At 53.9% G+C, this 24,057-nt stretch carries 22 protein-coding genes; 16 read left to right on the top strand and 6 right to left on the bottom strand.

All coding sequences use genetic code 11. The features are described from left to right. The first annotated feature begins 253 nt into the window (after nucleotides 1–253). Genes rpmH through ARCH_RS09120 form a run of 5 tightly spaced genes read left to right on the top strand, consistent with a single transcriptional unit; the run spans nucleotide 254 to nucleotide 2,832 of the window. Nucleotides 254–394, top strand: a complete 141-nt coding sequence (gene rpmH, locus ARCH_RS09140; protein WP_013170982.1) for a 50S ribosomal protein L34 — start codon at nucleotides 254–256, stop codon at nucleotides 392–394. Then, nucleotides 395–757, top strand: a complete 363-nt coding sequence (gene rnpA / locus ARCH_RS09135; RefSeq protein WP_013170981.1) for a ribonuclease P protein component — start codon at nucleotides 395–397, stop codon at nucleotides 755–757. Continuing rightward, nucleotides 754–1,086: a membrane protein insertion efficiency factor YidD gene (gene yidD / locus ARCH_RS10580; RefSeq protein WP_013170980.1), complete on the top strand. Its 333-nt coding sequence runs from the start codon at nucleotides 754–756 to the stop codon at nucleotides 1,084–1,086. The genes rnpA and yidD overlap by 4 nt, the downstream gene beginning before the upstream one ends. A gap of 14 nt (nucleotides 1,087–1,100) precedes the next feature. Beyond that, nucleotides 1,101–2,234 (top strand): membrane protein insertase YidC, encoded by a 1,134-nt coding sequence (gene yidC, locus ARCH_RS09125; RefSeq protein ID WP_013170979.1) that lies wholly within the window; start codon nucleotides 1,101–1,103, stop codon nucleotides 2,232–2,234. A 40-nt stretch (nucleotides 2,235–2,274) separates the two neighbouring features. After that, nucleotides 2,275–2,832: a Jag family protein gene (locus tag ARCH_RS09120; RefSeq protein WP_013170978.1), complete on the top strand. Its 558-nt coding sequence runs from the start codon at nucleotides 2,275–2,277 to the stop codon at nucleotides 2,830–2,832. Between the two features lie 106 nt (nucleotides 2,833–2,938). Here ARCH_RS09120 and ARCH_RS09115 read toward each other — a convergent pair whose 3' ends face one another. Beyond that, on the bottom strand, nucleotides 2,939–4,138 hold the full coding sequence (locus ARCH_RS09115; RefSeq protein WP_013169363.1) for an IS110 family RNA-guided transposase: 1,200 nt from the start codon (nucleotides 4,136–4,138) through the stop codon (nucleotides 2,939–2,941). 778 nt (nucleotides 4,139–4,916) lie between these two features. Between ARCH_RS09115 and rsmG the strand changes: the two genes are divergently transcribed. The 3 genes from rsmG (at nucleotide 4,917) to ARCH_RS09100 (ending at nucleotide 8,221) form a co-directional block, all read left to right on the top strand. Next, complete coding sequence (gene rsmG / locus ARCH_RS09110) at nucleotides 4,917–5,567, top strand: 16S rRNA (guanine(527)-N(7))-methyltransferase RsmG (protein ID WP_013170977.1); 651 nt, start codon at nucleotides 4,917–4,919, stop codon at nucleotides 5,565–5,567. 295 nt (nucleotides 5,568–5,862) lie between these two features. Next, a complete protein-coding gene (locus ARCH_RS09105) occupies nucleotides 5,863–6,816 on the top strand; it encodes a ParA family protein (protein ID WP_013170976.1) in 954 nt (317 codons plus the stop codon). A 10-nt stretch (nucleotides 6,817–6,826) separates the two neighbouring features. Further along, nucleotides 6,827–8,221 (top strand): ParB/RepB/Spo0J family partition protein, encoded by a 1,395-nt coding sequence (locus ARCH_RS09100; RefSeq protein WP_013170975.1) that lies wholly within the window; start codon nucleotides 6,827–6,829, stop codon nucleotides 8,219–8,221. 283 nt (nucleotides 8,222–8,504) lie between these two features. On the opposite strand, the gene ARCH_RS09095 is transcribed toward ARCH_RS09100, so the two are convergent. The 5 genes from ARCH_RS09095 to ARCH_RS09075 all read right to left on the bottom strand — a co-directional run bounded on the left by ARCH_RS09095 (nucleotide 8,505) and on the right by ARCH_RS09075 (nucleotide 15,743). Next, on the bottom strand, nucleotides 8,505–9,863 hold the full coding sequence (locus tag ARCH_RS09095; protein WP_013170974.1) for an aminotransferase-like domain-containing protein: 1,359 nt from the start codon (nucleotides 9,861–9,863) through the stop codon (nucleotides 8,505–8,507). A 352-nt stretch (nucleotides 9,864–10,215) separates the two neighbouring features. Next, entirely contained in the window at nucleotides 10,216–11,163 is a 948-nt protein-coding gene (trxB, locus tag ARCH_RS09090) for a thioredoxin-disulfide reductase (protein WP_013170972.1), read from the bottom strand. 46 nt (nucleotides 11,164–11,209) lie between these two features. Continuing rightward, nucleotides 11,210–13,198, bottom strand: a complete 1,989-nt coding sequence (locus tag ARCH_RS09085) for a protein kinase family protein (protein ID WP_013170971.1) — start codon at nucleotides 13,196–13,198, stop codon at nucleotides 11,210–11,212. Between the two features lie 47 nt (nucleotides 13,199–13,245). Next, on the bottom strand, nucleotides 13,246–15,237 hold the full coding sequence (locus tag ARCH_RS09080; RefSeq protein ID WP_013170970.1) for a DUF6049 family protein: 1,992 nt from the start codon (nucleotides 15,235–15,237) through the stop codon (nucleotides 13,246–13,248). Further along, nucleotides 15,237–15,743 carry an NUDIX hydrolase gene (locus ARCH_RS09075; RefSeq protein WP_013170969.1) on the bottom strand — a complete coding sequence of 169 codons (507 nt, stop codon included), beginning with the start codon at nucleotides 15,741–15,743 and terminating at the stop codon, nucleotides 15,237–15,239. Before ARCH_RS09075 ends, ARCH_RS09080 begins: the two co-directional genes overlap by 1 nt. 64 nt (nucleotides 15,744–15,807) lie before the next feature. Between ARCH_RS09075 and ARCH_RS09070 the strand changes: the two genes are divergently transcribed. The 8 genes from ARCH_RS09070 (at nucleotide 15,808) to rplI (ending at nucleotide 23,978) form a co-directional block, all read left to right on the top strand. Next, entirely contained in the window at nucleotides 15,808–17,301 is a 1,494-nt protein-coding gene (locus ARCH_RS09070) for a CCA tRNA nucleotidyltransferase (RefSeq protein WP_013170968.1), read from the top strand. A 121-nt stretch (nucleotides 17,302–17,422) separates the two neighbouring features. Next, nucleotides 17,423–18,712 carry an MFS transporter gene (locus tag ARCH_RS09065; RefSeq protein ID WP_049765876.1) on the top strand — a complete coding sequence of 430 codons (1,290 nt, stop codon included), beginning with the start codon at nucleotides 17,423–17,425 and terminating at the stop codon, nucleotides 18,710–18,712. Between the two features lie 68 nt (nucleotides 18,713–18,780). Further along, nucleotides 18,781–20,025 (top strand): AI-2E family transporter, encoded by a 1,245-nt coding sequence (locus ARCH_RS09060; RefSeq protein ID WP_013170966.1) that lies wholly within the window; start codon nucleotides 18,781–18,783, stop codon nucleotides 20,023–20,025. Nucleotides 20,026–20,030: 5 nt separating this feature from the next. After that, on the top strand, nucleotides 20,031–22,196 hold the full coding sequence (locus ARCH_RS09055) for a transglycosylase domain-containing protein (RefSeq protein ID WP_013170965.1): 2,166 nt from the start codon (nucleotides 20,031–20,033) through the stop codon (nucleotides 22,194–22,196). 163 nt (nucleotides 22,197–22,359) lie between these two features. Continuing rightward, the gene (gene rpsF / locus ARCH_RS09050) at nucleotides 22,360–22,665 is read left to right on the top strand and encodes a 30S ribosomal protein S6 (RefSeq protein WP_013170964.1); all 306 of its coding nucleotides are present in this window, start codon (nucleotides 22,360–22,362) and stop codon (nucleotides 22,663–22,665) included. An 18-nt stretch (nucleotides 22,666–22,683) separates the two neighbouring features. After that, entirely contained in the window at nucleotides 22,684–23,211 is a 528-nt protein-coding gene (locus tag ARCH_RS09045) for a single-stranded DNA-binding protein (RefSeq protein ID WP_013170963.1), read from the top strand. Between the two features lie 60 nt (nucleotides 23,212–23,271). Continuing rightward, nucleotides 23,272–23,508: a 30S ribosomal protein S18 gene (gene rpsR, locus ARCH_RS09040; protein WP_013170962.1), complete on the top strand. Its 237-nt coding sequence runs from the start codon at nucleotides 23,272–23,274 to the stop codon at nucleotides 23,506–23,508. Between the two features lie 23 nt (nucleotides 23,509–23,531). After that, on the top strand, nucleotides 23,532–23,978 hold the full coding sequence (gene rplI, locus ARCH_RS09035; RefSeq protein WP_013170961.1) for a 50S ribosomal protein L9: 447 nt from the start codon (nucleotides 23,532–23,534) through the stop codon (nucleotides 23,976–23,978). Nucleotides 23,979–24,057: the final 79 nt, after the last annotated feature.

The raw sequence follows: 24,057 nt of genomic DNA, 5'->3' as shown, positions 1-24,057 counted from the left end.
TACATCCACTGAACGGCTAAGTTAGAAAGAAAACGGGATTTTATGGAGATATCCACAAGTGTGGAGAAAAATGTGGGTAAAGTGTGGACATGCTGTGGAAGAATAAAATGCGTGTGACAATAGTTACGGCATCCGTGTCTTTTATTGACTTTGAGCCAAAAAGTCGCGTAAAGTCGTCAAGTCATGTGTGTAGGACACACACGAATCCGAAAATCTCGGTTTCGTTCAAGAATCGATAAGTGGGAGATCACCCATGTCTACCAAGCGTACGTTCCAGCCGAATAACCGCCGTCGCGCGAAGGTCCACGGCTTCCGTAAGCGTATGGCCACCCGTGCGGGTCGTGCAGTTCTTGCCTCCCGCCGTCGTAAGGGCCGCGCACGCCTCGCTGCGTAAATGCTGCCCGCCGTCAACCGATTGCGAAAATCGGGCGAATTTGCCCGAACAATTCGTCATGGAAGGCGGAGCGGAAACAGCTTAGTTGTCGTCTACTTTGATGTAGAAGACATCATAGACGAAGCCGACCTTTGCACAAAGGTCGGCTTCGTCGTGGGTAAAAAAGTCGGAAACTCAGTGATCCGGCACACTGTCGCCCGCAAACTCCGCCACGTCACCCGTGAATTGTTGCCCAACATGAAGCCGGGCACCGTCGTTGTCCGGGCAAACCCTGACGCCGCACACGCAACCTCACAAGAACTCCTCACCGCACTCACCAATGGTCTCAAGCGATCCCGCGCACTCAACGCGGAGCAACCATGATCGCCCACCTGCTCAAAAAAGCAATCCGGTGGTACCAGCGGAACATCTCAGCCGGCCTACCCCGCCGCTGTAAATACCAACCAACCTGCTCCCAATATGCCCTCGACTCCATTGAGGTTCACGGAGCAATAAAAGGTACAATTTTATCTATGTGGCGCTTACTGCGCTGCAACCCGTGGAGTAAAGGCGGCGTGGACTGGGTACCCGAACCTGGCCACTGGCCAACCAAACCCCTCGGCTACACCGAACTTATGGCGCACCGCGCCAAACAAGAATCATCAGGCCAACAAGGCCACGGCGATGATTACGTCACTGGCAACCGCCACTAAGCGAAAGAAGAACTGTGGATACTATCCTCTTCCCAATCAAATGGGTTATCTCGTGGATCATGTACGGCATTCACTCAGTGCTCACAGCCCTAGGCCTGAGCTCAGGATCCGGTGCCGCGTGGGTGCTCTCCATCGTAGGTCTCACAATCGTGATCCGAATCCTCATTATCCCGCTCTTCAACAAGCAGATCCGCGCCATGCGAATGGGGCAGGAAATCCAGCCTGAAGTGCAAAAACTTCAAAAGAAGTACAAAGGCCGCACCGATGCCGTATCGAAGCAGCGTCAGCAAGAAGAACTCATGGCGCTCTACCGCGAACGCGGTACCTCTCCATTCGCATCCTGCTTGCCGCTGCTCATTCAGATGCCGATCTTCTTCGCGCTCTTCCGCCTCCTCTACGCCGTGGATCCGATCTCCAAAGGCCAGATGGGCACCATCGGTGCAGTAGACAAAACCGTAGCGCACGAAATCGCTAATTCAACGTTGTTCGGTGCGCCGTTGTCGTCGTCGCTCGGAACCGCAGGCACATTCCCGCTCCCAACCAACGTGCGTATCGTCGCAATCATCCTCATCGTCCTCATGATGGCCACGCTCTTCTTCTCCCAGAAGATGATTATGACCAAGAACATGCCGGAATCCGCACAGGATCCAGACAACCCGGCATACAAGATGCAAAAGATGATGCTTTACGGCATGCCAATCATCTACATCTTCACCGGCTTCGCCTTCCAAGTTGGCGTGCTCGTCTACTGGCTCACTTCGAACCTGTGGAACATCGGCCAGCAGTACTGGCTGATCACCTACAATCCAACCCCGGGTTCGCCTGCCTACAAGAAGCGCCAAGAAAAGATCCGCGCAAAGCGCATCGCCGCCGGCCTTCCACCAGAAGAAGAGCCAGCTGAACCAGCCGCCCCACGCGTCCAGCCACTCGGCAAAGCACGCTCCAAGAAAGCCGGCGGTAAGAAGGTTACTGAGGTCTCCAGCGTCGAAGAAAACGAAGAAGAAACCCGTGGACTCGACGGCCTCACCGATGCCGAGCGCGCCCAAAAGCGCTACGAACGCCGCATGGCACAACGCCAACGCTCCAACGAAAAGAAGCAGGCGCGCCAAAAGAAAGCCGAACGCAACAAGAAGAATCGTAACTTTTAACTCTCACCGCCTTAACGGCGCATAAACAAAGGGAAAAACTATGTCGGAAGAACTCGTTGATCTGCGAGCAGCCCTAGACGAAGAGGGCGATATCGCGGCAGATTACCTCGAAGAACTCCTTGATATTACTGATATCGATGGGGATATCGAAATCACTGTAGAAGCAGACCGTGCTGCGGTTGGCATCATTGCCGATGACGGCGGCGATCGCCGCCTCAAGCGCCTCATTGGCAAGCATGGCGATACGCTCGATGCACTCCAGGAACTCACCCGCCTTGCCGTGCAGCAGCAGACGGGCGAACGCTCCCGCCTCATGCTGGACATCCTCGGCTACCGCGATCAGCACCGCAAGGAAATCGCTGCCATCGCCCGCGACGCCGTAGAACGCGTTGAAGAAACCGGCGAACCAGTGGCCTTGAAGCCAATGAACCCATTCGAACGCAAAGTGGTTCACGATGTGGCTGCTAACGCTGGGCTGTTTTCAGATTCGTCTGGCATCGGGGCGGGGCGTCACGTTGTGATCTCCTTGCCTGATGATGAGGATCTGGATTCGGGGGAGTCGGCGGATAGCGCAGAGAGCGCCGAATCAGCAGAGTGACCTGGTAGTTCAGAGGCGGCTGAGGATTTTTCCTCGGCCGCCTCTGTGGTTTTCAGGTATCTGGGTGGACGGTGTGGTGTTCTGGGGGGTGCCCCTATGTTGTGTGTCAAGCTGCCAGGGCGGTGTCGGGGACGTCGTAGAGGGTGCCGTCTCGGAGCATGGCGTACAGGACTGTGAGTCTGCGGTGGGCGAGGGCGATGATGGCTTGGTTGTGTCGTTTGCCTTGGGCTCGTTTGCGGTCGTAGTAGGCGCGGCTGACCGGGTCGGTGCGGATCACGGCGAAAGCTGACAGGAACAGGGCGCGTTTGAGGCGTTTGTTGCCTGAGTGGCTGACTCGTTCAGACTTGATCGATGACCCGGACTGACGGGTGGTCGGTGCCAGGCCAGCGTAGGAGGCCAGGGCTGCTGAGCTGGTGAAGGTCTTCCCTGCAAGTTCAGCGATGATCACGGCAGCGGTCCTGAGACCGATGCCGGGCATGGATCTCAGGACCAGGTAAAGAGGGTGGGTGGCCACGATCTTCTCTACCTCTGAAGCGACGTTGGCGCGTTGAGCGTGCAGGCTCACCAGTTGGCGGGCCAGGTGCGGGATGACTAGGCCCGCGGCTTCGGTGCCGGTGACTATCACCGACTGCTTCGCTAGCGCGGTAAGAATATCCTCGGTCCATGCAGCGTGGCGGCGAGCTCCGTGCTTTTTGAGTTTCGCATCCATTCTGGCTCGCCCGGCTTTGCGTAGAGCCTGCGGGGTTGGCCAGGTAGCGAGCACTTCGAGGATCGCGTCATGTTCCAGGCGTGGTCCGAGAACTCTTTCCAGTTCAGGGTGGATTTGGGTGAACAGCCCGCGGATCCGGTTGGAGACTTGATTGACCTGCCGTGAGAGGTCAAGGTCGAAACCGGTGAGCATCGCCAGTCCTGCCTCGTCCTGGTCGGTCTTGGTGAGCTGGCGCAGGGTGTGGGGAAGGCTGCGGGCTGCGTCAGCGATAATGAACGCATCCTTTTCATCAGTCTTCGCCTCGCCCGGGTATAGGTCAGCGATCCGGCGCATGGTCAGCCCCGGCAGGTAGGCGACCTCGATGCCCATATGTTGGGCGACCGCGATGGCGAGAGCGCCGATTGTTGCCGGCTGATCCACGACCACCAGCACAGAGCCTTTCGCTGACAGATTCGTGTAGATATCAGTGAGTTTTTGTTCGTTGTTGGGCAGGGTCTTATTCCATAACACCTGCCCGGAATCGGTTAGTGCGCAGGCCCAGTGGTCGGTCTTGCCGACGTCCAGTCCTAGAAAAATGTCTGGTCGGTCAGTTCTCATGGCAGTTGTCCTCTCGGTTTGCACCATAAGTCGGCCGAGCCTAGACAGCACGCCTCACATCCACGTTACGACAGGCATCCATCCTTGGTGCCGAGCCCCTAATCAGCGATCACATGCTGGCAACCGACCCTGGTGGCAACACCCCCCGGATCATTGGATAGACAGGGGCAAGACACCATGCCAGGGCGGCTGGCCGACAATCCCAATCAACACCCGCCAATCAGGACCTGTCAACAAGGTAACGGGCTGTCTGGTAGTTTTTGATGAGGGGTGGTATTCCGATGAATATGTGGGTGGTATTTCGGTGATTTTGCGGGGATTTCTTCGGCAAGGCCAGCCGAGAAGCCGGAATATCATCCCTTTTTATCGTTTTTCTTTACCTACGATTTGGTAATGCTGACCATAGCGAGAATAGTGGCAAATATTGCCACTATTCTCGAAATAATCAGGGCCGCTCGATGAGATGAGTTCTGAAGAGTGCCGAAGAGGTGACTTTGGGCAGGTTTGAGGTGGGGTCTTCAAAGCAGCGAGGGGATATGAGTAGCGAAGCTGTGGAGTAAAGATGACGATCTAAGTGGGATAAGATGGGTGTGGAATGTGCACAGAACACTCCCGAGCGGCTCGGATGCCTACGTGTGGACCGGATCTATTATCAGGGATGATGAGAGGTTTTAACGAGACCGAATATCGGCGAGTGGCCCGGATACCTCTGAGCCACAGTGGGGGGGATTTGTGTACTTATGTGCGTTATGAGTGTTTTAGAGTTTAGGTTAGGTTTATGGATCGGGAATTGGCTGACATGATGTTTGAAGAAGCACCTGCTGGAGGAGGAGAGCATTTCGGCGACGCTATATGGAAGAACCTGCTTCGCTTCGGTGAACTTCTTGAATCGGAAGGTGAACTCCGCGGCTTGATTGGTCCACGTGAACGTGACAAGCTGTGGAGCCGCCACATTCTTAACTCAACCGCGATCGTCGATTTCCTCCCGCAGAACGCAAGTTTGGTTGATGTTGGTTCCGGAGCAGGCTTTCCTGGTTTGGTGGCGGCGATTATTCGTCCAGACCTCACGGTAAACCTTGTGGATTCTTTAGGACGACGCACGGACTGGCTCTCCTACGTTGTGGATGACCTCCAGCTATCAAACGTGACTGTTCATAACAAACGTGCTGAAGAAATGGTGGGAGTTATATCGGCCGATGTTGCTACAGCTCGTGCAGTAGCTGCGCTTAAAAAACTTTTGCCATGGACAATGCCTCTGGTTCGCCCAGGCGGTCAGTTGGTCGCCCTCAAAGGCGGTAGGGCAGAAGAAGAAATTGAGAAGGCTGATAAAGAATTGCGAAAGTTTAAAGCCGATTGGGTAGATGTTCACGATGTTGACGTATGGGGAACATCTGAAGGTACCCGTGTGCTGGTTGTTCAAAAGAAGTAACGCTGTTCTTCATATAGGCGGTTCTAACTAATGTTGATCTGGATGACGTGGGAATGTTTCACGTGAAACATTCCCACGTCATTTTGTTTAGCCATCTTATGGCATATATTTCTATTGTGGAAAAAGTGTATTCAGTGGATAGAATTACCCGCAGAAATTAGAGATGATCTCGGTGTTTACCACTTATACACTACGTCCCGTTAATATGTGGATAAGTTCTAACTGTGGATTCTAAGGTTCATCTCTAAAAAGAAACTTGTAGAATTAAATAAGTTAAATGATAGGAGCCGCTCGCATGGTAGATCCACGCAAAAAAGCTGCAGGTTATTCTGATGATCGTCATAATAAATCTTCACGTGCATCACTGTTCAATGATATGAACTCACCCGTAGGTGCTGATCTTCTTCGGGACCGTGAACTTATGAAGAAGCTGGAAAACGTGAGCTTCAAGCATCCGGCACAGACGCGCATCATCACCGTAGCAAATCAAAAAGGCGGAGTTGGTAAAACAACAACCGCAGTCAACATTGCTGCGGCACTCGCACAAGGTGGCCTCACCGTCGTCCTCATCGATGCTGATCCACAGGGGAACGCAACAACCGCGCTGGGAGTTGACCACATGGCGGGCATTCCATCTCTCTATCATGTACTCGAACGCGAAATGACCCTCGCGGAAATCGTTCAGCCGTGCCCAGACGTGCCATCGCTGTACGTAGCTCCGTCCACTATCGATCTTTCCAGCGTGGAAATTTCACTGGTTATGCAGGAAGAACGCGAATATCGCCTTCGTGAAGCAATCAGGCAATTCATCGATCAGCAAGGCCAAGGGGTTCACATCGATTACGTCATCATCGACTGCCCACCAAGTCTCGGTCTACTCACACTTAACGCTCTTGTAGGTGCCGACGAAGTAATGATTCCAATTCAAACTGAATATTATGCACTCGAAGGCTTAACCCAGTTGATGAAAACAATCGAGATGGTGCGAACCTCATATAACCAAACCCTGCGCATCTCAACGATTCTCTTAACCATGTTTGACCGGCGTACGAACCTCGCACAAGATGTTGCGGCGGAAGTGCGCCAGTATTTCCCACAGGAAACACTCTCCATTGAGATTCCTCGTAATATCCGTATTTCTGAAGCTCCAAGTTTCCAGCAAACGGTTGTTACGTACGATCCTCGATCATCAGGCGCGCTTGCCTATCGTGCGGCCGCCTTCGAATTAGCGGAACAAGTACAGAAATAAGGTTTGAAAGATGGTAGAGAAACGACGAGGACTAGGACGAGGGATAGGTGCATTGTTCCCAGTAGATCAAGAAGAGGTCCGTAAGCGGCCGATCGATATTTTTTTCAACACTCCAAAAGATGCTGAACAGGTGAAAGCTGATAAAGCTACGGCTACTACACGCCGGAAGGCTGGACTCAACACTGCTAGCAAGAACATTCTGAAGGACGTCACCAAAGATGCTACGCCTGAAGATGCCTCGTTAGTAGATACCGAGGTTGCTGACATTGTGGTCGCTAACGAGGCAGCTGAATCTGGTAAGGCTGCAGGTGACGAAAAAGTGACGCCAGTGAACGTAGGTTCTCGGCCGGAGCAAAAGGAAGAGCCAGCAAAGGCTCCGAAGAAGTCTGCGCGTAGTAAGTCCCGCAAGAAAGTACAGTTCCCGGGCGTAGATGTTCTGTTCGGCGAGCACACGAGCAACTTCGACAGTACTCAGCAAGCGATTGTTTCACGTGAAACATTGACTGAGGAACTTGCGGTTCGAGATGACTCCCTGGAACTTCAACAGATTCCAGGTGCTACCTTCGGTGAGATCGAACTGGATTTGATCGTGCCGAACATGCATCAGCCTCGTCAGGTGTTTGACGAAGAAGACTTGGCGGAACTTGCGGATTCGATTCGTGAAGTTGGCGTGTTGCAACCTATCGTCATCCGTCCACTGGTTACTCCACTTGTTGACAAGCCAGAAGCTCGTTACGAGCTTATTATGGGTGAACGCCGGTGGAGAGCATCGCGCCTTGCAGGAAACACAACCGTGCCGGCAATTGTTCGCCATACGGACACAGGGGATATGCTACGCGATGCCCTCCTTGAAAACCTTCATCGTTCACAGCTGAACGCACTGGAAGAAGCAGCTGCTTACCAGCAACTGATGGAGGACTTCAAGTGTACTCAAGAAGAGCTCTCACGCCGTATCGCACGGTCACGCCCACAGATCTCTAACACGCTTCGCCTACTCAAGCTTCCTCCACTGGTTCAACGCCGTGTCGCGGCAGGCGTACTCTCGGCAGGGCATGCTCGTGCACTTTTAGGCTTAGCTGATGCGGCTGCAATGGAACGATTGGCACAACGTATCGTGGCTGAAAATCTTTCCGTGCGCACTGTGGAAGAGCTAGTCGCTCTTGGAGAAGAAGGAACACCGGAAAAGCCACACCGGACCAAGCGTGCTGGTCAATTCCAGCCTGAGCTTAATGGTTTGGCAACACGGTTGATGGATCGATTTGAAACCAAGGTTAAGGTAGTTATGGGGCAGAAGAAGGGTCGCATTTCTATCGATTTCGGTTCTATCGATGATCTCAATCGAATCCTCACCATGATCAACGAACAGAGTGTGAATGTTTCACGTGAAACATCAGACGATAAGTAATCTTTGACAATCGTCAAAATTAATAGCGGCCGGCAGCATGTCAGCCGCTATTAATTTATCTGAAGAAGTGTGAGAAATCTGGAGAAGTGTGAAAAATCTGGAGAAGCGTAGAGAAGTAGTCGATTGTTTAATCAGTTTCGCACGTGGGTAACAGTTGAGGAGCATGCTTTCTGTAGATGACTTAGGGGTCCATAGCGCCGTGTGTAACACGACCCCTAGTCACTTAAGAAAGACGTCTAGTCATTCAAATGGAACGCCTCTTAGTCGTCCAGCAGAATGTCTTTTAGTCATTCAAGCGGAACATCTCTGCTTCTATCGTTTTAGAGAGTCGCCTAATACCCTCAGTGATCTGTTCTGGAGTTGGATAGCAGAACGATAGGCGTATGTGGTCAGCCCCGGTGCCGTCAGCATAGAAGGCGGTACCGGAAACATAAGCTACTCCGTTATCTACTGCTCGCGGTAACATGTGCCGTGCATTGATACCTTCAGGAAGTTTCACCCAGAAGTAGAAGCCACCGCCGGGAACAGTCCATTCACATTGAGGAAGATACTTGCTCAGAGCTACATTCATGGCATTCCGGCGTTCACAATACATTACTCGGTACTCTTTAATTTGGCCAAGCCAATCATATGTACGAAGATATTCAGCGATCGATAGCTGGCCAACTTTAGTTGGGGAGAGCACCGCATTCTCATTCGCAAGCACTAAACGAGCAGTAAGTTCGTCACTAGCTAGTGCCCATCCAACTCGATATCCTGGCGCGAAGATTTTAGAAAACGATCCCAGATAGATGATGCCATCGGGGTTCCAGTTATAGAGTGCACGGTTCGTTTGATCATCGAATCCAAGCATGCCATAAGGATTATCTTCAAGGATGACCACTCGGTGCCTGCGTGCAATATTGACGATCTGTGGGCGCCGTTCGATCGATAAACATACTCCACCAGGATTGTGAAAGTTAGGAACGGTGTAGATAAATTTTGCTTGTGTTCCTTCAGATTCAAGCTGTGTGAGCGTACGTTCAAGTTCCTCAGGAATCAATCCATTATCGTCCATAGGAACGTGCACAACATTAGCTTCGTGAGCGGCAAAAACGCCTAAAGCACCAACATATGATGGCGCTTCGGCAACGATTGTATCGCCAGGGTTCACGAGTACCTGAGTGACGATATCGAGTGCCGCTTGGGAACCCGTGGTCACGGTGATTTGATCCGGGGAAGCGTGAACACCTTCTTGTCCTAGCAAGTGAACGATCTGCTCGCGGAGCTCACGTTCTCCTTGGCCACCGCCATATTGGAGTAATTCTGTGCCTCGTTGACGAACAAGGCGCGCCGTCATGTCGGCTAAAAAGTCGAGTGGTAATCCTGCAATATTTGGCATACCTCCAGCGAGTGAGACGACTTCAGGTCGGTTCACCACAGCGAATAGCGATCGTGTTTCTGATTGTTTCGTGTTTAATGCGCGGCTCGAATAAGCATGCCCCCACATTTCTTCGTCAGCGTGTGGGACGAGCGGGTGAAAAGTTGAAGCATTATCTGCGGTGTCGTCACTGCGCTCATCGCCGTCAGTGCGGTTACCACTGGCAGCGGTGACAGCGGCGGACGTGAGGATATTGATGCTGCCATCCTGATGTTCTGCCATAATTACTCCTTTGTTGCACAGCAGTGCTTACTGTGCGTCTCTAAAGCGGTGAAGAGTTCACTGCGTAAGGCCAGCTTTGGTCGCGCTCCTATAAGCGTGAGAAGGATGTGGCCTTGTATTGATAATTGGATTGTGGGGATCTTTTTAATGCCGTGAGTTTCCGTTTCACGTGAAACATCGCAACATTAACGACGGTCAGAGTGGAAAGGTATCCCCGCTAACTCAGGCAAGTCATGTAAAAGATGAAGCTCGATATCGTGCGTGACTTCATCAAAGATTCGCTTCAGCTGGGCGCCCTGGAGAGACCAGGGCGCCGTGAAGAATCGCGGTTCAATGCCGCAATGCTCGCTCATCATTGAGCGGCGGCTTCGGCCTCCATACGAATAAGGTACGCCTCGGCGTCGAGTGCCGCTACACAGCCTGTACCAGCAGCAGTAACTGCCTGCTGGTACGTGGAGTCAACCACGTCGCCACAAGCAAAAACACCTGGAAGTGACGTCTTAGCCGACGGCGAATCAACCACAATATAACCGTGATCGTCCAGATCAACTTGACCATCAAGCATACCGCTCCGTGGCTTGTGGCCGATCGCAACAAACAAACCAGAAACTGGGAGTTCTGACGTTTCACCAGTAACCGTATCTTCAAGCGTGAGAGCTTCCAGGCCGCCAGATCCATGAATCTCAGCAACTTTGGAATTCCAGTGCACCTTGATGTTTTCGATCTCTTCGATCCGGTTTGCCATCACCTTAGAGGCCCGGAGCTCATCACGGCGGTGAATCACGTGGACGGTTGAACCGAAACGTGAAAGGAAAATAGCTTCCGTAACAGCGGAATCTCCGCCGCCAACAACAGCGATTTCCTTGCCTTTAAAGAAGAAGCCATCGCATGTTGCACAGTAGGAAACGCCCTTACCTGAAAAGGTAGCTTCCCCTTCTAGACCGAGCTTGCGGTATTCGGACCCGAGAGCGAGGATGACAGTCTTTGCCTGGTAGGTGGCATCGGCTGTTGTCACAGTTTTGATGTCAGATGCGAGATCGCACGAAATTGCATCTTCGTAGCGAACCTGGGCACCGAAGCGTTCAGCCTGCTGCTGCATACGCATCATCAGCTCAGGGCCAAGGATTGGTTCTGGCCAGCCTGGGAAGTTTTCAACTTCGGTGGTGTTCATAAGAGCACCTCCGGCTTCGAGAGTTCCCGCAAGTACGAGTGGGGAAAGTCCGGCGCGGCCGGTGTATGTTGCGGCGGTCCATCCTGCGGGGCCCGAACCTACGATGATGACGTCGTGGATAGTGCTCATGAGTACCTCTTTACTTGGGACATAAGTCTTTTAATTTTACGTTGTATTATTCCACTGAAATCTCAGCCAGGGAAAGACGGTTGCGCTGTGAGTGATCAACAGGCAGTTCCGTGAACCAGAAGAGGAGATCTTTTGTCACTGGTTTTTGTTCGAAAGTGAGCTTTGTTGTTTCGTCAACTGGTCCTTCATACAGAAGTTCTCCCGACTTTGGATCGTTCCCGGTTTTGACGTGAAGCAGGCCACCTTTTCCTGCAATATTCAGGACGACGCCGGAGACTTGCGTTTCTTTTTTGAGAGTTACGTGAACGCCGATACCGGAGATTGCACCCATGCCTGGTTCGTTGAAATACCAGGTTTCCCAACGAGTTTTTGGATCCCCGTCGATTGTTAATGGAACACGATCTGGATAGTTTGGCGTTTCTGGATCAGAGAAATATTTGGCTGAATCGGGATCGACAATATGTGCTGATTCGATTGCTGGTGGCTGAAACTGTTTCTCTTTCTGTACTTCCTGCTGCTGGCTGTGTGGCTTTGGTGGGGCTACATTGACGTCTTTGAGTGGTTGAAAAAGCCCAGTGAGGCCAAGTATTGCTGCCACAAATACGATTCCTGTGAGAACCACAATGACGAACCGCGACGAACTAGACGATGTGTCCGTCTTTTTCAGTTGCTTTGGCTGTGTTGGAACACTTGCGGATTGTTGCGGTTTTACAACTGTGAGTTCAGGGCGTGATTGAGGGGTGAAGGCAGGAGGTTGTGGGGTGGGAGCAGTGTGGACTGGTTCTGGAGTAGACGGAAGCGGAGTTGGAGTGATTGACTCTGGTTCTGGTTCTGGTTCTGGTTCTGGTTCTGGTTCCGCAGTAGCAACGCCAGTCTTCGGCCATTCGGTTATGTCTGATAGAGAGTGATCGTTGGTGACACCAAGGATGGTATCTACTTTATCTGCGGCTTCTTCGAGTGTTTCGGCGGGACGTGTGGAGCCCTCAGATTCTGCCGCAACATCGGGTTCCGTGTTCACGTTGGAATCTGTGGTTTCCTCAGGTTCCGTAGCAATATCAGACGCGGCCTCTTGTTCAAGCGCCACGGGTGCCTCAGCGGTGTCCTCTGGGTGAGGTTCGCTGATGGACGCAGCGTCGTCGAAAATCTTTGGGAAAGTAACGGAAATGAAGTTGGAATGTTCGTCGGGCGCAGGGACAGATCCAAGCGGATCGATTGGAACTTCACCGGCGCCCGGAACAACAGGAGTGAATGACGGAATGTTGGAGGTGTCGATGGGGTTCCACGGAACCAAATTCAAAAGAATGCTGTTAGGCGTGAGCGATTGAGAAATGGAAGATGATGTGAGAGCGCTGAGGATTTCTGCTGAAAGACCAGGGATAAGAGCGGCTTCATTCACGAGCTCAGAATCGACCTCTGTAAATGTTTCACGTGAAACATTTCTCCCTAAGAGTAGCTCCGCCATCGTGTTGATAATTCCACTGGCTTCATAATGATCCAAAACGCTAGGTTCTTGATCGGTAGAAACCCCAAGCAAAGCGGCCTTGATTCCATAGCCGTCAATAATGACCTTGCCGGCGTCAGTAATAAAGACGTCCTCTGGAGTTAGCGCCAGGTGCCAGATCCGTTGATGCCGCGCAGAATTGAGCGCGGACGTCACTTCACCGATGATCGACCGAACCAGTTCAGGAGCTACCGGCCCTTCAGCGATCAACTCAGACAAGGGGTAGCCAAAAGGAAGATCCGTGATTACAGCATGATCCGTAGCATCATCCACAAGAGAAATCAGAGGAACGATCGTGGAGGTGAATGCCGAATCGCCGTTGTTATGAACGTACGCAGTTCGCCGGGCAGCATCAAGAACCTGATCCATAGCATCAAATTCAGGATCAATCACGATCGCGCGAACCTGAACAGAACGAGCAGTATCCCGAGCCAGCCACACAGAAGCATGCGGAAGATCCTGCCTGGACGCCGGAAAAGCAAGCTCAAAACGATCAGCAATACGCTTCCCTGCATAAGCGTAAGAATTGCCCACAGACGCCTCCTTCAAACAAAGGTGAAACCACCCACTACAGATAAATTCTACTCTGCATCGGGAGAAAGTGGCTTGCTGGCATTCTCTGCACGTTCCTTAATAGCCTTGCCTGCTTCCTGTGGATCGACTGGCTGGGAACGGCGCCCCTTCCGAATTGACTTCACAACGCCAGCCAAGAACAAACCACCAACAAGCCCAGCAACAATCAAGGTGCCCCAATTTTCCCAATTAGCACGTACCCGAACGTGAACGGAAGAAGACTCGCCAACGGTCAAACCGGCGTCGTTAGACAACCGTGCTTCAATATCCAAATCGCCAGAACCCCACGCTTCAACTGGAACCATGGCCTGTGCGGTGCTCTTCGCCGGAACAGTCACTTTCGTGGGTGAAAGCGCGCGCAACCGCGAATCGGGCGTGCGTAACGTGACTGTTACTTCAACTGGGAAATCGTACCCGTTCGTCACGTGAATCGGCAGCGCCGAACTCTCAGAAATCAAATTAATCGTGGACGATGCTTCAATCCGAAGCAAACTCTTATCCACAAAACCAAGCGCCTTCACGAACTCCGCACGCTGGGCCGGGAACCAACGCCACTGGGTGCCCAAAAACTGCGCCGAATACGAATCAACAGACATCCCCAAATCGTCCGGCGAACCGAAAATCGATGCCAAATTATGTACCGCGGCCACCGCCGCATCGTACTGAGCCAACCCGGCCGCATCCAATTCACCTGGTGCCACCTGGGACTCCGGCAAATCCTCAAACTCGTACCCGGTAGCAGGAGTAGCGAGTATCTTCGATACGCTACTGGCTTCGTTCCATGGGGCGTTTACAAGGGCTGTCACGATATCGCGGGTGGTGACGGCATCGGCGCGCGTGCTCGCACCCCGATCAAGCAGCGCCACAACTGCGCGCTGATTGTTTGGCTGTTGCCGGTAGAGGATCGCAGACATGGCCAGGGCGGTTTGCCGGCGGTCCAGTGCATCAAGGCGGATCTGTTGATCGTTGTTGGTGAGCGTGCCGGAGATGGCGTTGGAGAGCGTGGTATCCGCGGTGAGGATGGGCATGATCGAGCCATCGATGGTGATGCCGGTATGCGCGTGGGCTGTGAAGAGTTGCGGGATTGCAGGCGTGAGCTGGGAGTCTGGCACGATTGCGGCTGGGATTCCTGCGGCGCGTACGGCGCGCAATGTGGCTAGATCGGTGGGGCCGGCGGGTACGAATATGTCTGGGGCAGCGCTGCGGGTGAAAGTGGGGATGCGATCGGTTGCGCCGGCATGGGTGAGGGCGGCGAGATCTGCATCGAAGGCTGGGAGTGCGTGGAGTTCCGCATTTTTGAAGGGGGCGGAGATGGGCACGTTGGGGTCGCTGACGGCGGTGATGCCGGGGATATCCCACAGGTAGGCGCTGCTTCCGGCGGTTCCACCGGTGGGGATGGCTTGATGATCGGTGGTGAGCGCGTGGGCGATCAGATCGTATCCGCTGAGCGCGGTTTGGGGTTGCGCGTTGGTGATGGGCAGGATCGTGGTGAATTGCGTGCGGGGGAGTTCGGTGTTTGGGGTGACGACGACGAACGAGCGGTCCGTAAGCGCCGCATCTTTCCCGGTGTTTGCTTCGATTTCGATTCCGCGTGGTCCCCAGGCGTAGGCGGTGCTGGACCAGGTGATGTTCGCGCGTGGAACAGTGATGGTCTTTTTAATGGTTTGACCTGCAGGGATGGTGAGTTCTGTGGACTCTTCTTGGAGTGTGTAGCCGTGGGTTTCGCCGGCCATCCAAGCACTGACGTGGGAGGCGTGGGTGGCGGGCCATATTTGGGATTTTACGGTAAGCCCGGTGATATCTAGTGGGCTTTTAGTGGGGTTGGCGATGGCTACGGTGAGGGTGAGATCGTGATCGGGTGCGAGTGTGGGTTCGCCTACAGATTCGATGGTGATGCTGGCTTGGCCAGTGGCAGCTTCGTTTTCAGCTGCGAAGGCTAGAGGGCTGAACGTGGCGGCAAGGAGTGCTGCGAGTACTGACCGAAGGATGTGTGTGTTCATTATTTCTCCAGGAGGGTGCGTGCCACGCCTACGATTCTACGTTCGTTTGGGTAGGCCAGGCGGGTGGAGACGCGATCGATGCGTACCCATTCCACCATTTCTGCTTCGTGATCTGGATCGTTTTCTACGGTGAGTGTGCCGTGGAGGGCTTCGAGGAGGAAGTGGTGGACGACTTTGTGGACGCGGCGATCGTGGCCGGAGAACCAGTAGTCGATGGATGCGAGGTGGCGTAGGACGTGGCCGTGTATGCCCGTTTCTTCGGATATTTCGCGTACGGCGGCTTGTTCTGCGGTTTCGGTTCCTTCGAGGTGGCCTTTGGGGAGGCACCATTCGAGGCGTCCGCCACGGTTTCGGCGGGCGATGACGGCGACGTAGGCGTGGCCGTCACGCACTGAGATGATGACGCCGCCGGCTGAGGTTTCGTTCACAATGGGCAGGGGTGAACGCCGCGCGGAATTGGTTCTGCGCGGTCCGTGTGCTGGCGGAGCCGGATATTTTCGCGACATAACTTCTACTTCACAGCCGCCTGAGAATATGCGTTGGGAACGCTTTTCGTGGCACTCTAGGAGGGTGACTTCAAGCGATTCTGTATTCAATTCTCAAACGACGACGACGGACACTGACCTTAATCAGCGTGCCCGGCTACTAACTCAGGCACATAAGCGCTTGAGTGAGTTACCTAAGGCAATTCTTGAACTAGGATCTATTTTCGCACGTAACGGCCATGAATTGGCAATGGTGGGCGGTCCGGTTCGCGATGCGCTGTTGGGCTTGCCTATTCATGATTATGATTTCACTACGTCTGCTCGGCCTGATGAGACCGAGGAGTTGTTGGCTTCGTGGGGTGGGGCGCACTGGGATATTGGACGTGAGTTCGGCACGATTGGCGCTTCTCGCGACGGTCTTGTGGTAGAAGTCACAACGTATCGTGCAGAGGAGTACGATGCTGAGTCGCGTAAGCCGGGCGTTCATTATGGCGATTCGCTTGAGGGGGACGTGACACGCCGCGATTTCACGGTGAATGCGATGGCGATTCGCCTTCCGTCGATGGAGCTGGCGGACACCACGGGCGGGTTGGATGATCTGGTGGCGGGCGTGTTGCGTACGCCTGTGACTGCGCGCCAGAGTTTCGATGATGATCCGTTGCGTATCATGCGTGCCGCTCGCTTTGCAGCCCAGCTGGGTTTTGATGTGGCGGACGATGTTCGTGAGGCGATGACTGAGATGGCGTCGCGTTTGGAGATCGTTTCGGTTGAGCGCGTGCAGGCTGAGTTGCACCGGTTGATGATTTCTCCGCATCCGCGTAAGGGTTTGGAGCTGCTGGTTGAGACTGGCGTGGCGGATATTGTGTTGCCGGAGTTGTCTAATTTGCAGGATACGGTTGATGAGCACGGCCGCCATAAGGATGTGTACACGCATACGTTGACTGTGTTGGATCAGGCGATTGCGTTGGAGACTGACGCCGATGGCGCGGTTCCGCGCCCTGATTTTATTCTTCGTTTTGCTGCGTTGATGCATGATATTGGTAAGCCTGCCACGCGCCGTTATGAATCGGATGGTTCTGTTACGTTCCATGCGCACGATATTGTGGGCGCGCGGATGGCTGCGAAGCGTATGAAGGCGTTGCGTTTTGATAAGGCGACGACGAAGGCTGTGGCTCGGTTGGTGGAGCTTCATTTGCGGTTCCATGGATATGGTGAACAGCGGTGGTCGGATTCTGCTGTGCGCCGGTATGTGACTGATGCTGGGCCGCAGTTAGAGCGGTTGAATCGGCTGACTCGTGCGGATGTGACCACGCGTAATCGCCGGAAGGCGCAGTGGCTGGCTGCTGGCATGGATGATCTGGAAGAACGCATTGCACTGCTTAAAGAGCAGGAGGAAGTGGATGCGATTCGTCCGGATCTTGACGGCGGAAAGATTATGGAGCTGTTGGGCCTTACTCCTGGTCCAGAAGTTGGTAAGGCGTACAAGTTCTTGCTTGAACTGCGGATGGAGGAGGGGCCTCTGGGTGAAGAAGAGGCTGCTCGCCGTTTGCTAGCCTGGTGGGAAGATAGAGACGCTTAATCCTTTATGTGACCAATGCGGTGATGTGGGAAACAGGGTAACATTTCTCAATGCTTCGTATAGCAAGTGAAAGTGATCTGTTTACGTGACTGAAATTAAGGGTGTCCTTAGAGACACCGATATGATTGATGAGAAACCAAGCAAGCGCCATCCCATCGCATTGATTAAACATATGTTGCCGTATCCGAACTTCGGGCGGCTACTATCCATCCGCCTGATTTCGCAAACGGCAGACGGATTGTTTCAGGCTGGCATGGCCACCCTTGTGCTTTTTAGCCCCTACCATGCGGGCACTCCGATTGAGGTGGCGTTAGCATTCGCCGTACTTCTGTTGCCATTCACGGTGGTTGTGCCGTTCGTTGGCCCGTTGCTGGACCGCTGGAATAGGCGATCAATCCTCATGGTGGGGAACCTGACCCGTGCAGTGATTATGGGCCTTCTGGCCGTGGCCGTTGTAATTGCGCCGCAAACAAAAATCGTCTTCCTCGGTGCGTTGATCGTGTTGGGTGTGAACAGATTCATCTTGGCCGCGCTCTCTGCCGGCCTCCCGCACACGCTCCCAGAACGCCTCCTGGTGGTAGCGAACTCGATTATTCCAACCGTGGGTTCGATCGCCGCGCTGGTGGGTGCACTTATTGGCTTAATCCTTTCAGCTACGTTGCCAGCCGGCCCCTGGCAGCACGTCACATCATTGATTCTGGCGGCGCTGTGCTGCGCTGCGGCCGGCTTCACAGCAGCCACGATGGCTACGCGTTCACTCGGGCCAACCGAGATTCGGAAGTGGAACATCGTCCACATTCTTCGCCAACTTGCGGATGGTGTTAGCCATGTGGTGAGCCGCAAAACACCGGCGCTTGCGCTCGGTGTCATGGCGGCTCACCGCCTGATCTACGGAATATCGATGATGATGGTGTTGTTGATCAGCCGAAACTTGCTGGCAGATCCGGATAATCCGAAGTCGGGAATCGTCATTTTTGGCACGGTTATGGCCATGTCCTTCGTTGGTAAGGCGTTAGCGATCGTGGTGACTCCGTTAGCACACCGCCGTATGAGTTCTCACGATTGGATCATCGTGTGTCTCGGTATGGGCGCTTTTTCCCAGATCTTGTGGATGTTTAGCTATCGGCTTCCAGTGATGTTGATTGCGTTTGGCGTCCTTGGGCTCGGAATCCAAGGAGCCAAGATTGCAGTGGATACAATCGTGCAACGAGACACCGACGATACGTACCGTGGCCGGGCTTTTTCCTTATATGACATGCTGTTCAATGCAGCTTTCGTAGGTGCATGCGTGCTCGCAGCGGCAGTACTCCCTATTACCGGATGGTCCCCATACGTCTGTTGCGGATGCGCGATCGCATACAGCATGATCGCTATGATTTACCGCCAGATGGTGCTTACTTCACAGCAGTAAGCCCGTGATTTTGGCACAATGAGAGCACGTGTGTAGATACGTGCTCTTGTTGCTAAAAGGAGGTCAGCGTGAGCCAAGAACAGAAGTCCGGTGTGGAAGCCGACGAGGTTAACCACGACATCGAAACCAACGGTTTCATGATCCTCGCCGTACTCGCCTTGATCACTGTGGTAGGAATCGGCATACATTCAGTTGCTGACGTATTCACGCCACTCTTCCTCGCATTCACACTCGTGCTTGCGTTACGCCCACTCGGGCAATGGCTTATGCGTCACCGGGCTCCATCCTGGCTAGCGTCCCTCACAACACTTGTGCTCACACTCACGCTCATCGCAGGGCTCCTCGGCATCACAGTCTGGTCACTTACCCCAGTGCCAGACATGGTGGTGGAATACTCCAGCAAGTTTGAATCCACCATGTACGGATTCCTCCAATGGCTACAAACCCAAGGAATTAACACGAAAGATTTGGCATCCTACGCCAGCCAAGTTAACGTTAACTCGATCGTGTCATGGACATTCAGCCTGGTTGGCACACTATTCTCCTTCGGTGGTCTGCTCTCCATTGTGGCCATCGCCGCCTTCTTCCTCACCATCGACACCACCGTGACCCGCTCCCGTGCCCACATCATCAACAAAGACCACTGGAACATGGGCGAAGCACTACGCGGCTTCGAAAAACGCGTCCGCCACTACTGGATCGTTACCACAGTATTCGGCCTTGTCGTTGCCTTTATCGACGGGCTCGTGCTCGAATGGATGAGTATCCCACTAGCCTGGACCTGGGCATACTGGGCCTTCATCACCAACTACGTGCCAAACATCGGATTTGTGATCGGCGTTATCCCACCCATGCTCATCGGCCTCCTCGATTCTGGCTGGCAAACAATGATGTGGGTATTCGTGGCCTACACCGTAATCAACGTCGTCATCCAAACGTTCATCCAGCCAAAACTAACCGGCGATATCGTGGGACTCTCCCCATCCGTCACCTTCTTCTCACTGGTTGTCTGGACCTCAATCGTGGGTATGCTCGGATCCATCCTCGCAGTCCCACTCACACTCTTCTTCAAAGCACTCTTCGTCGATTCAGACCCTCGAACCCGGTGGCTCGACGTCTACCTCGTTTCTGAAAACGAAGCCGCCCGGCGCCGTCGTGACGGCTACTACGACACGGAAACACCACACGACGATACGTTCCCAGAATTTCTCAACCCCTTCACCGAACTCGAACGCAAAGCACGGCTCCATTACCAGCCCAAACTCGAAGCGATCAGCAGGCAACTGAAGCGGACACCGAAGAAAGAAAGCTAACCATCGTGACTACAAAGAAAACAACCAAACAGCCCCGCAAACGAGGCTGGAACTATCCCCGCGCTGGTTACGGAAAAATCCATCGCTGGCTCCCCTCCTGGCGCTTCATGCTCGGATCCCTTTTCGCATCCATTGCACTCGGGATCGGCGCCTTCTTCGGACTCTACGCGGCGATCGACGTGCCAGAACCAGACGATTTTGCGCTTGCTCAAGCGACCAACGTTTACTACGGCGACGCCACCCAAAAACTCGGCAAATTCGCAGAAGCAGACCGCAAATCGGTAGAGCTGAGCGAAATATCGCCACACGTCCAACACGCCGTCATATCATCAGAAGACCGTGGCTTCTACAACAACAACGGAATCGATCCAAAAGGCATCCTCCGTGCACTGTGGAACAACATCCAAGGCAACCCAACCCAAGGTGGATCCACGCTCACCCAACAGTATGCAGAACGCTACTACACCGGGCAAAACTCATCGATCGCTGGGAAGATACGCGAAGCCATCCTGGCCATCAAAATTGATCGCGAACAGCCTAAGGATCACATCCTCAACAGCTACCTCAACACGATCTACTTCGGGCGTGGAGCCTACGGCATCGAATCCGCTGCACAAAAATACTACGGAGTCAGCGCCAAAGATCTAACCCTCGCACAATCCGCACTACTCGCGGCAGTCATCCCGGCACCATCCGTGTGGGATCCGGCTGTTGATCCAGAAACATCCGCCACCAAATTCCAGCGCGTTCTACGCCGGATGGTAGAAGATGAATGGATCACTCAAGCCGACGCCGACGCGGCCACCTTCCCAGAAACAATCGAACCAGGAAGCGGCCAATCTGACTTCAGCGGAACCAACGGTTATATCCTCCAAGAAGTACGTAACGAACTCACCAAACTTGGCGGATTCACCGAAGAACAACTCGATCGCGGCGGCTACACGATCGTCACCACGATCGACGCCGGCAAGCAGCAAGCAGCCGTTGACGCAGTCAACGCACTCCCAGAAGATCGGCCAGCCAACAACCACGTTGGCATGATGTCCGTTGATCCACAAACAGGCGAAACACTGGCCATGTACGGCGGGCGCGATTTTGCGGCACGGCAGCAAAACAGCGCCACCCAAGATCGTGCGCAGGCAGGATCCGTATTCAAAGTGTTCGGCGTAGCCGCCGCACTCAAAGCAGGAATCTCCCCGTACCAAACCTACTCATCGCCTGCCTCCTACACCGTTCCAGGAACCGAGCTCACCTTCCATAACTTCGGAAACTCCTCCTACGGGCACCTCAACATGCGCGACATGGCTGCATACTCCGTCAATACCGGCTTCATCAAACTCAACGAAAAAATCGGGCCAAGCTCAACTGCCGCCATGGCAGTCGAACTCGGACTCCCACAAGACCTCGTTGGCCTCGATAACGCAGTCGGAAACATCCTCGGATCCGCCGCACCAACCGCCAAAGAAATGTCCCGAGCACTCTCCACGCTTGCCAACGGCGGGCAACGACTCAACAACGTCCACATCGTTCGTGAAGTAAAGGACGCGCGCGGAAAGGTCGTCTACAAAGGCGATACCTCCGCAAAGCGAGTCCTTCCCGAAGACGTCACCACACTCGCCTCCTACGTACTCCAAGGCGGCGTGGCACCCTACGGAACCGCCTCCACACTCTCCTCCTTCCACCGCGATATCGCAGCCAAAACCGGAACCTCCACCGGTCCGCGATCCGCTTGGGTGGCAACCTACACGCCAAATCTGGTGACCGTCGTCGACATGTATCAAGTAGGCGACGACGGAAGCGAACAAGACATCACCCCATTCGGCGGTGTTGACCTCGTTACCGGCGCAACCTGGCCACAAAAGATCGCCTTCAAGTACTTCTCTACCATCCTTGACGGCGTCGAAAAAGTGAAATTCCCGAACGCGCAGACGATCCTCAGCAAGAAATTCCCACGGCCTGCACCTGCGCCAAAAAAGGAAGAAGAAAAGGAAGAAAAGCCAAAAGAAGAAAAACCGGCTCCAGAACCAACCATTCCAGCGCCAAGCCTTCCAGAACCATCCGTCCCACTCCAGCCAGACAAACCTGAAGAGAAGCCAGCCGATCCGGGACTGCCAGGCGGGGAAGACCCTGGAATTCCTCTTCCGGAACCACCTGGAAAAGTCAACGAATAAAGCTCACTAACGTGACCGGAACAATAACGCCGTGTGGCCGATACCGCACGGCGTTATTGCATAAAATCCGGTATTCTTATGTTCAGTGCGTCCAATGCGCACAGCATGACCCTCCTGTCATGGAAAGACCATGACCGCAATAGTCCAAAGGAGGTGGGTACACATGCGTCAGTACGAGATGATGATCATCCTCGATCCTGAAACCGATGAGCGTACTCTCCAGGGAACACTTGAGAAGCTGCTCGCCGTTGTCCCAGCAGAGGGTGGCACCCTCGATAACGTGGACATCCTCGGTAAGCGTCGCCTCGCTTACTCGATTAACAAGAAGTCCGAAGGTATCTACGTTGTGGTCTACATGACCGCTACCCCGGCTACCGCTCAGGAACTTGACCGCCAGCTCGGCCTCAACGAGTCGATCATGCGCACCAAGCTCCTCCGCTACGAGCCAGTTACCACCACCGAAGACTAAGAGAAACCGGAGTAAACCATGGCTGGCGAACCGATTATCACCGTCGTCGGAAATCTCACCGCAGATCCAGAACTCAAGTACGTTGGCTCGGGCACGCCTGTCGCCTCGTTTACCGTGGCATCTACTCCGCGTAACCTGAACCGCCAAACAAACGAATGGGAAGATGGCGAAGCCATGTTCGTTCGTTGCTCAGTCTGGCGCGAATACGCAGAAAACGTCACCGAATCGCTATCCAAAGGTATGCGAGTTGTTGTGACCGGAAAACTGCAGGTACGCAACTACCAGCGTCAGGATGGATCGCAAGGTACATCCATTGAAATGCAGGTAGACGAAGTAGGGCCATCCTTGCGATACGCCACCGCGCAGGTGAACCGTACACAAGGCAACGGCAACCGTGGAGGTTTCAACCAAGGTGGATACAACCAGGGAGGTGGCCAGCAACAAGGCCGCGCTTCCTACGATGCCCCGGCCGGTGGATCCGCATACGATCCATGGGGCCAGGCACCAGCCGGCGGTTCGTCGTTTGACGATGCCCCGCCGTTCTAAGACTTTTTGGGGTAGCCGAAGTTACTCTCCAGCTACCTAATAATCGAAAGAGGAATCACAATGGCAAAGCCTGTATTGCGCAAGCCAAAGAAGAAGTCCAACCCGTTGAAGGCAGCCAAAATTGAGGTTGTCGACTACAAGGACACCGCAACCCTACGCAAGTTCATCTCGGACCGCGGTAAGATCCGCTCCCGCCGAGTGACCGGCGTGACCGTCCAGGAGCAGCGTCAGATCGCACGTGCAGTCAAGAACGCACGCGAAATGGCTCTTCTTCCATACACGAGCTCCGCTCGCTGATCGAGAGAGGAAACGATTACATTATGAAGATTATCCTCACTCACGAAGTTGAGAACTTGGGTGCAGCTGGCGAAGTCGTCGTCGTTAAGGACGGCTACGCACGCAACTTCCTTCTCCCACGTGGCTACGCCACCGTGTGGACCAAGGGCGCTCAGCGTCAGATCGATCAGATCGCAGAATCCCGCCGCAAGCGCGCAACCGAGGACATCGAAGCAGCACGCGAAATCCGTGAAGCACTCGAATCCAACGTTTTGACGATCGCTAAGACTGCCGGTGCTAACGGCCGTCTCTTCGGTGCTGTCTCTACCGCCGATGTCGCTGTTGTGGCATCTGAAGTAGCTGGCAAGCCAGTTGATCGCCGCTCGGTTAATCTCCACACCAACATCAAGTCGGTTGGCGAATACACCGGCCAGGTCAAGCTTCACGCTGACGTGGTTGCAAACATCAAGATTGCTGTTGTTGCTGAGTGAACTAGCTTAGGAACATAGTAGATCACGTATCCCCGCCGGGTAGGCGGGGATACTTTTTATGTGGTGGTGTAGTAGGTGG

The organism is Arcanobacterium haemolyticum DSM 20595 (assembly GCF_000092365.1).
GTDB lineage: Bacteria > Actinomycetota > Actinomycetes > Actinomycetales > Actinomycetaceae > Arcanobacterium > Arcanobacterium haemolyticum.
The sequence above is the reverse complement of the archived record's forward strand: the minus strand, read 5'-3'. Positions and strand labels throughout refer to the sequence as shown.